The organism is Paenibacillus sp. AGC31 (genome assembly GCF_057334655.1).
This window is the reverse complement of the sequence record NZ_JBHFJH010000013.1, coordinates 25,579-32,623: the sequence shown is the minus strand read 5'-3', so window position 1 is coordinate 32,623 and position 7,045 is coordinate 25,579. Positions and strand designations below refer to the sequence as shown.

General features: G+C 45.1%; 7 protein-coding genes and 1 rRNA gene. 2 read left to right on the top strand and 6 right to left on the bottom strand.

Annotated elements, in window-relative coordinates; translation table 11 throughout:
* The 5 genes from ACE04G_RS07520 to ACE04G_RS07500 all read right to left on the bottom strand — a co-directional run.
* A 16S ribosomal RNA gene (locus tag ACE04G_RS07520) occupies positions 1 to 181 on the bottom strand; the annotation flags it as partial.
* A 611-nt stretch (positions 182 to 792) separates the two neighbouring features.
* On the bottom strand, positions 793 to 1,758 hold the full coding sequence (gene rocF, locus ACE04G_RS07515) for an arginase (RefSeq protein WP_449003726.1): 966 nt from the start codon (positions 1,756 to 1,758) through the stop codon (positions 793 to 795).
* Positions 1,748 to 2,968, bottom strand: a complete 1,221-nt coding sequence (locus ACE04G_RS07510; RefSeq protein ID WP_449003725.1) for an ornithine--oxo-acid transaminase — start codon at positions 2,966 to 2,968, stop codon at positions 1,748 to 1,750. The genes rocF and ACE04G_RS07510 overlap by 11 nt, the downstream gene beginning before the upstream one ends.
* Positions 2,969 to 3,109: 141 nt before the next feature.
* Entirely contained in the window at positions 3,110 to 3,766 is a 657-nt protein-coding gene (locus tag ACE04G_RS07505; protein ID WP_449003724.1) for an amino acid ABC transporter permease, read from the bottom strand.
* 23 nt (positions 3,767 to 3,789) lie between these two features.
* The gene (locus tag ACE04G_RS07500) at positions 3,790 to 4,611 is read right to left on the bottom strand and encodes a transporter substrate-binding domain-containing protein (RefSeq protein ID WP_449003723.1); all 822 of its coding nucleotides are present in this window, start codon (positions 4,609 to 4,611) and stop codon (positions 3,790 to 3,792) included.
* A 322-nt stretch (positions 4,612 to 4,933) separates the two neighbouring features.
* On the opposite strand from ACE04G_RS07500, the gene ACE04G_RS07495 reads away from it, so the two are divergent.
* Positions 4,934 to 5,578, top strand: coding sequence for a GntR family transcriptional regulator (locus tag ACE04G_RS07495; protein ID WP_036671927.1), 645 nt, complete (start codon positions 4,934 to 4,936; stop codon positions 5,576 to 5,578).
* Positions 5,579 to 5,636: 58 nt separating this feature from the next.
* Here ACE04G_RS07495 and ACE04G_RS07490 read toward each other — a convergent pair whose 3' ends face one another.
* Positions 5,637 to 6,371, bottom strand: a complete 735-nt coding sequence (locus ACE04G_RS07490; RefSeq protein WP_449003722.1) for a class I SAM-dependent methyltransferase — start codon at positions 6,369 to 6,371, stop codon at positions 5,637 to 5,639.
* A 164-nt stretch (positions 6,372 to 6,535) separates the two neighbouring features.
* On the opposite strand from ACE04G_RS07490, the gene ACE04G_RS07485 reads away from it, so the two are divergent.
* Positions 6,536 to 6,883 carry a hypothetical protein gene (locus ACE04G_RS07485; protein WP_449003721.1) on the top strand — a complete coding sequence of 116 codons (348 nt, stop codon included), beginning with the start codon at positions 6,536 to 6,538 and terminating at the stop codon, positions 6,881 to 6,883.
* The last annotated feature ends 162 nt before the right edge of the window (positions 6,884 to 7,045 follow it).

The following is a 7,045-nucleotide window of genomic DNA, read 5'->3' as shown; positions in this document are numbered from 1 at the left end:
ATTCGGTATTAGCTACCGTTTCCGGTAGTTGTCCCAAACTTGAGGGCAGGTTGCCTACGTGTTACTCACCCGTCCGCCGCTAAGTATCAAGGAAGCAAGCTTCCTATCAACTCCGCTCGACTTGCATGTATTAGGCATGCCGCCAGCGTTCGTCCTGAGCCAGGATCAAACTCTCCAATAAAGTATTGAAAAGAGCGATAAGCTCATTTTGAATCTGACGAGATTAAAAATCTCATTTGTGCTCCAGCTGATTCAAGCCAAGGCTTGTTTCAACTTTTGCGTTCATTCTGCAAGCAGAATGTTTACTCACTCGTTGTTCAGTTTTCAAAGATCAAACTTGTTTCGTTACCGAATGTCGTTCTCTTCAGCAACTCTTATATAATATCATGTCCGAACCAACTTTGCAAGCTCTTTTTTAAGTTTCTTTCGAAGCTCATTTCATTCGCTTGCCACAACGTGTAAACCGTGTTTTCTTGGCCGGAATTAGAATATACCATGTAGAGATTTACATTGCAAGTCTTTTTTTGATTATTAATAATCGCCCACAACATCGGCACCATTTGTAATTTGACGCTCCTGTACGATAAAAATAACTCTCAGCATCCTCATTACGGCGCTTCTAATATACTTATCCATTAAACATAACCAGGGAAGCCACTTCCACTGCGATTGCAGTGAACAATTGATTGTGACTAGCCCCGGTTTTCAGAGATCATATTTTTCTTTCCTTCTATAATAAATAAAGTACACTCCTCAGGCACAGCTTACACACTCCGCTTCACTTCTCAGTGCTTACAATATACGCTTACCAAGTAACGAAGCAATCAGTTCCACACCAAGTCGTGCCGTGTGTCTATTGTGATCCAACAACGGATTCACCTCAACCAGTTCCATGGACGTAACTTGATTCGTGGAAGCAAGTAGTTCTAATGCGTAATGTGCCTCCCGGTAATTCAAACCACCCGGTACAGGTGTACCCACCCCCGGAGCTTCACGCGGATCCAGACAGTCCATGTCAAAGCTAACGTGAATACCATCCGTTCCTTCTCCAGCTATAGCTATCGCTTGCTCAGTAACTTGCTGTATACCCATCCTGTCAATATCATGCATCGTAAATGCTTGGATGCCCAGTCCCTTAATCTGCTCCTTCTCATACTCATCCAGATCACGCAGACCAATATAGACCAAGTTAGATGGATCTATAAATGCGCCTGCTCCAGCAATGTGAGACAGATTATATGCAGTATGCCCCAAGGATGCGGCCACACTCATCCCATGCATGTTGCCGGACAAGCTTCGTTCTTCCGTGTTCAAGTCTGCGTGCGCATCAAACCAGATCACCCCCAAATTAGAATAATGCGCAGTTAATCCGGCGAAAGTACCTATCGCTACACTATGATCACCTCCAAGCACAAGCGGAAAGACCCCCTCCTCTACCGCAACAGATACTTCATTAAACACATTCTCGCTGACCTGCCGTACTTCGTTTAAATATTTCACCCGATTCCGCTCAGTAGGGGCTGCAGGTTCCGAAGGACAATCTACCCGCACTTCTTTGGAGAGCACTAGCCCAAGACTCGCAATCTCCCGCTTCAGTCCAGCTGTAATCAATTCATCCGGCCCCAACTCAGCTCCACCTCTTGCTCCACCGAGTCCAAAAGGAACCTTAATGATAGCAATATTACGTCGCACAGATGTTTGACTTGTATCAATAGAAGTATCTTTTATTCCACCATGGACATCATCATCATTTTTCATGTAGGTCAGCTCCCTCATTGTTGATCAATACCTGCTCAATTCTCTCCAGTGCCCAGTCAATCTCGGACTCTTTAATCGTCAGTGGTGGAGCAAATCGAATGGTTGTCTCATGGGTTTCTTTACACAGCAGTCCAGTAGACATCAACCGCTCACAATAAGGACGGGCTGGCTCATGCAATTCAACACCTATAAATAAGCCTTTCCCCCGAATATCCCGTATGGCTGAACTACGAATATCTCGAAGTTTTTTCATAAAATAGTTCCCCAGACGTTCCGATCGCTCGGCAAGCTTCTCATCCTCAAGAACTTCCAGAGCTGCTACAGCCACAGCGCATGCGAGTGGATTACCCCCAAACGTAGAACCATGAGACCCCGGCTCAAACAAATCAAGTATCTCCGCATCAGCAGCGATAGCCGAGATGGGCATGACTCCTCCCCCCAGCGCTTTGCCCATAATCCAGATGTCTGGTTCAACACCTTCCCAGTCGGAGGCAAAGCGGCGACCTGTTCTTCCAAATCCGGTCTGGATCTCATCAGATACAGTCAATACCTGCTGGCTCTTACACAGAGCAAAAGCTTCTGCCAAATATCCATCAGGCGGGATAACGATTCCAGCTTCGCCCTGAATAGGCTCTACAAGAAAAGCAGCCGTATTTGGCGTAATGGCCTTTTTCAGCGCTTCAATATCTCCATAGGGAATAATCCGGAATCCAGGTGTGAACGGTCCAAAATCTTTTTTGTACTCCGCTGAAGAAGAAAATGACGTAACCGTCAGAGTTCTTCCATGAAAGTTACCAGAGCATACGATAATTTCGGCTTGATTCTCAGGTACACCTTTGCAACGATAAGCCCATCTGCGCACAGCCTTCACCGCAGTCTCCACCGCTTCCGCTCCTGTATTCATGGCGAGAATCTTCGATTTCCCCGTGAATTGTGAGAGTTTTTGATAAAAAAGAGAAGCTGAGGTGCTATGGAATGCCCGAGATGTCAACGTAACCTGATCTGCCTGATCCTTGAGCGCTTGTATGATCACAGGATGTCTGTGACCATGATTCAATGCAGAGTATGCACTTAACATATCCATATAACGGCAGCCTTCAGGGTCTTCCACCCATACCCCTTCCGCCTGTTCAATAACAATAGGGAGTGGATGATAATTAGGTGCAGCATAACGCTCCGACCAATCAATTAACATTTTGGAATCTGACATACACACCCAACACCTTTCCAAAATATTGTATACAAAATACAATAACAATGTATGCGATGCCATCACCATTTACGACTACATCTCTCTTTTTCCACTCCAGCCTACTCCCAGCCTTTCTCGGAACCAATCCTTTATCAATAGTTAGCGAGAAGTAGACAGTCTACGTTCCAACCACGAGAGTAAATTAGCCAGTGTAAATGTGATGATAAAGTAGAGGCCGGCGGCAACAAGCAGTGGAGCAAGTGGCTGGAACGTAACACCTTGAATCGTTCTGGCCGTGTATATAATCTCAGCTATGCCGATCATGGAGACAAGTGAAGAATCTTTAATGATAATAATGAATTCATTACCGATGGCTGGAAGCATGTTACGAAAAGCCTGCGGCAGTATAATATAACGAAGTGTCATACCATGTGTCATACCAAGGGAGCGCGAAGCCTCGGTCTGTCCTTTATCAATCGCCTGAATCCCGGCCCTGAACACCTCCGCCATATAAGCCGAGCTATTCATCGTCAGAGCTACCACCCCCGACATAAATGCCGGCAAGTTCACACCTACAACCGTCAGACCATAATGAATAATAAGAATCTGTACCAGCATCGGTGTTCCTCGAATGAGTTCAATATACGCCGATGCTACAAATTTAATTGGCCATATTCGGGATATTCGCATTAGCGCCATGAATACACCCAACAACGTACCAAACAATACACCGAAAAAGGAAAGTTCAAGCGTGACCCACGCACTTCGTGCATAATCCTGCCAATGTTCTAATAGAAAGGAAAAATCTAAATTCACGGCATATCCCTCACTCGTCCGGTTTATTCGCCGAGCATCTCATTCGCTTCAACGACGAACCGTTCAATATCTCCGTTTGTTTTGAGCTTTTCCAATGTAGTGTTGATCTGATCCAGCAGCTTCTGATTACCTTTTTTCACCGCGATGGCCGAACCACCCTCGTCTTCAGCCTGTTTAACCTCCACACCTGCAACAACAAGCCCCTCTTGGTTATTCACATACTGTTCAGCCACCGGCTTCTCCAAGATGAGTGCGTCTACACGCCCCGTCTGCAACTCCAGAATCAGCTCAGGTATTTTAGCCAGAGAAGTGAGCTTTGCTCCCTCTATCTCCTGAGCAATCCCTTCCTGAATGGAACTCTTTTGCACACCAACCTGCTTACCTGATAGATCATCTATGGACTTTAATGCCGCACCTTCCCCATCTCTAACAAGTACAGCCTGCTCTGCATAATAGTAAATATCCGTAAAATCAACATTCTTCTTTCGTTCTTCGGTAGGGGTTAAGCCTGATATTACAAAATCAACCTTATCTGTACCGAGGGCCATAAGAAGGCCATCAAAGTCCATGTCCTCAATCTTCAGCTCGGCTCCCAGATCAGCCGCAATTGCTTTTGCAATCTCGATGTCAAAACCTACAATGGTATCTTTACCATCGATTTTCTTATGAAATTCATAGGGTGCATAGTCTGCACTGGTTCCAAGTACAATTACTTCCTTTTCTGTCGAGTTATTTCCCGAGGATGAATCTGGCTCCGATTCGGTTCCTGTCGTTTTTTCCTGCCCACATGCGGACATGATCACAACCACTAACAACAGCATCATTGGCAACAGCACTTTTTTCACACATCATACCCCTATTCTTTTTTTGAATGAGAAACATAATGATTTGTATACAATATACATAAGGCAATATATGGACTTATATGTAAGTTATACTAACAAACAATCCGCTTTATCACAATGATTATTTAAACATTTATACGCTTTTATTCCATAAAATGTACTATATATAACACAGTATTTACATCGCCTGAAACATGAAGTTCGCTTGCCCAACTTCCCCCTCGGTGTTAAGATGATAAAAACTTGAAACTCCTGAACGGCGCGTACAGTACGGCCTCACACCCATCTATTTATTCACTATACATAGAAAGGAGGATTCGGTATGGAGGTACCCAAATACCGGTCCTTGAAAGATCACGTATACGATTACATTGCCCAAAAGATTCAGGACGGGACGTTACTTCCCAACCAGAAGATCAACGAGGCCGAAATATGCAAAAAGCTGGACATCAGTCGCACACCTACCCGGGAGGCACTTTTTCAGTTGGCTTCGGACAATCTGCTGCAATACATCCCACGCAGGGGATTTATTGTCACTCCTTTTGATGCAGGCAAAAAACTGGAATTCTCCCAAGCGATCGGTGTGCTGGAGGCACTTGCTGCCACACTTGCAGCAGATCATCTCAGACCATCTGAACTTTTGGAGATGGAAACTCTGGTTGTCCGAATGGACGAAGATATCAGCCAACTTGATCTTGCTGCCTACAACAAGAACCAATATCAGTTCCATAATCTGTACATTCAGCGATGTGGTAACGCCACAGTCATTGAGATGTTAAACACATTGAAGAACAGTTTCATCCGGCAGTCGTATGTTAGTGATAATAAACCAAAGCTATCCGAGGTACTGCTCGAAGTTAATGAAGAACACCGTCAAATTTTAAGTGCTTTTCGAGCCAAAGATAAGAACCAACTGGAAGCCCTGCTCAAACACCACTGGCGGATTATCGACAACGATATGTTGTAGTACGTACTGTCAGAACAAACCAAAGGCAACCCACACGATTGTGTGAGTTGCCTTTTTCCTATTTTTCCTTTTCGACCTCCAACGGTGCCCTAGCCGCAAAAACAGCATATCCCAACTTTTTGCCGTACTTCGCGAGCAAACGATCATTGGTTCGACTCATTCGCTGCATACGTTCATCCTCAAACCAATTCATATCGATCTCGCGATGTGGATCATGATCAACGCCCCATTTTCCCATGGATCGTGAATGTTCTTTGACCTCTACCTTGGTGAAACCACACTGTTTGAGGCGTTTTCTCCATGCTGTGGCCGTTACCAGGGTTCGTATACCGTAAAAATGCTTTAACCTGCGACACATCAATTCGGTCTTCTGGCCTGATAGAACCATCTCCCGATCCACCAAAAGTCCACCGGGCTTCAACACCCTTCTATACTGAGCAAGTGCACTCCGCCATGGAGTGAAGATCGTGACCGACTCCACGAATACCACATCAAATTGATTTTCAGGAAAAGGTAACGATGCTACATCAGCCTGAACAAATCGAACATCCACCCGCTCTCGTCTCGCTCTCCGAATTGCCTTATCCAGCATATTGCGATGAAGATCAATCGCCGTTACCCGATATCCATTTTTAGCTAGATAACATGCAGTCCTCCCAGTGCCGCACCCTATCTCAAGAATATGACTACCCACAGGCAGAGATAAGCTATCCAGCAACTTCAGCGTTGCCAAAAATCCTCCAGGATGGGCACTTCCCTCCCCTAACCGAGCCAGCATGTCATGATAATCCACGCGACATCCCCTCCTCACTCCTCCCAGTGTATGGAGCAGATTCAAAAACGGCTCCTCCCCATTCGATTTTCCGGGTACTCGTCCATACCAATTGCTCTTCTTTTTACTATGATATACAAACCGTTGAATTCAAGCGGCAACCGCATCTAATGAGGAGGATTTGCATGTACAGAATTAACCCGGTATGTGAAGAAACGGTTTCTCCGCACGTTGGACGTTCCGTTTGTCTCGTTATGAACGACGGTAAGCATATGTATGGTACGCTTAGTCAATGTCGTGATGGTAAAATTTATTTGAACGGGTGCTTCGAGGGACCACGGCTGTGTTCAGTCAAATCCAAACAGCAGCAGGTAAAAAGCAGCAAGAAAAACGCTGTTGCGAAAAAGAAAGTTAAATCTTCGGCCTATGGTCCATATGGTTACGGAGGATACGGTGGGGGTTATGGCTATGGAGCGGGAATCGATCTGGCTCTGGTAGCAACATTGTTTCTGCTGCCATTCCTGTTCATCTAAATTCCAATCTGATCGTGGTAAAATTGTAGTCATAACAAAGACCCTTTTTGCTTATAGCAAAAGGGGTCTTTATCTTTTTCATACGATTCACGTCAATTACACTATATTTTTTGTTGAAAATGATACAAAAAAAGGCATTCGCCAAAACGAATGCCGGGAACT

What these genes read in the sequence shown, in the direction of transcription:
- rocF (WP_449003726.1), bottom strand. Translation starts at nt 1,758, where the DNA reads ATGAAAAATGATGATGATGTCCATGGTGGAATAAAAGATACTTCTATT.
- ACE04G_RS07495 (WP_036671927.1), top strand. Translation starts at nt 4,934, where the DNA reads ATGGAGGTACCCAAATACCGGTCCTTGAAAGATCACGTATACGATTAC.
- ACE04G_RS07510 (WP_449003725.1), bottom strand. Translation starts at nt 2,968, where the DNA reads ATGTCAGATTCCAAAATGTTAATTGATTGGTCGGAGCGTTATGCTGCA.
- ACE04G_RS07485 (WP_449003721.1), top strand. Translation starts at nt 6,536, where the DNA reads ATGTACAGAATTAACCCGGTATGTGAAGAAACGGTTTCTCCGCACGTT.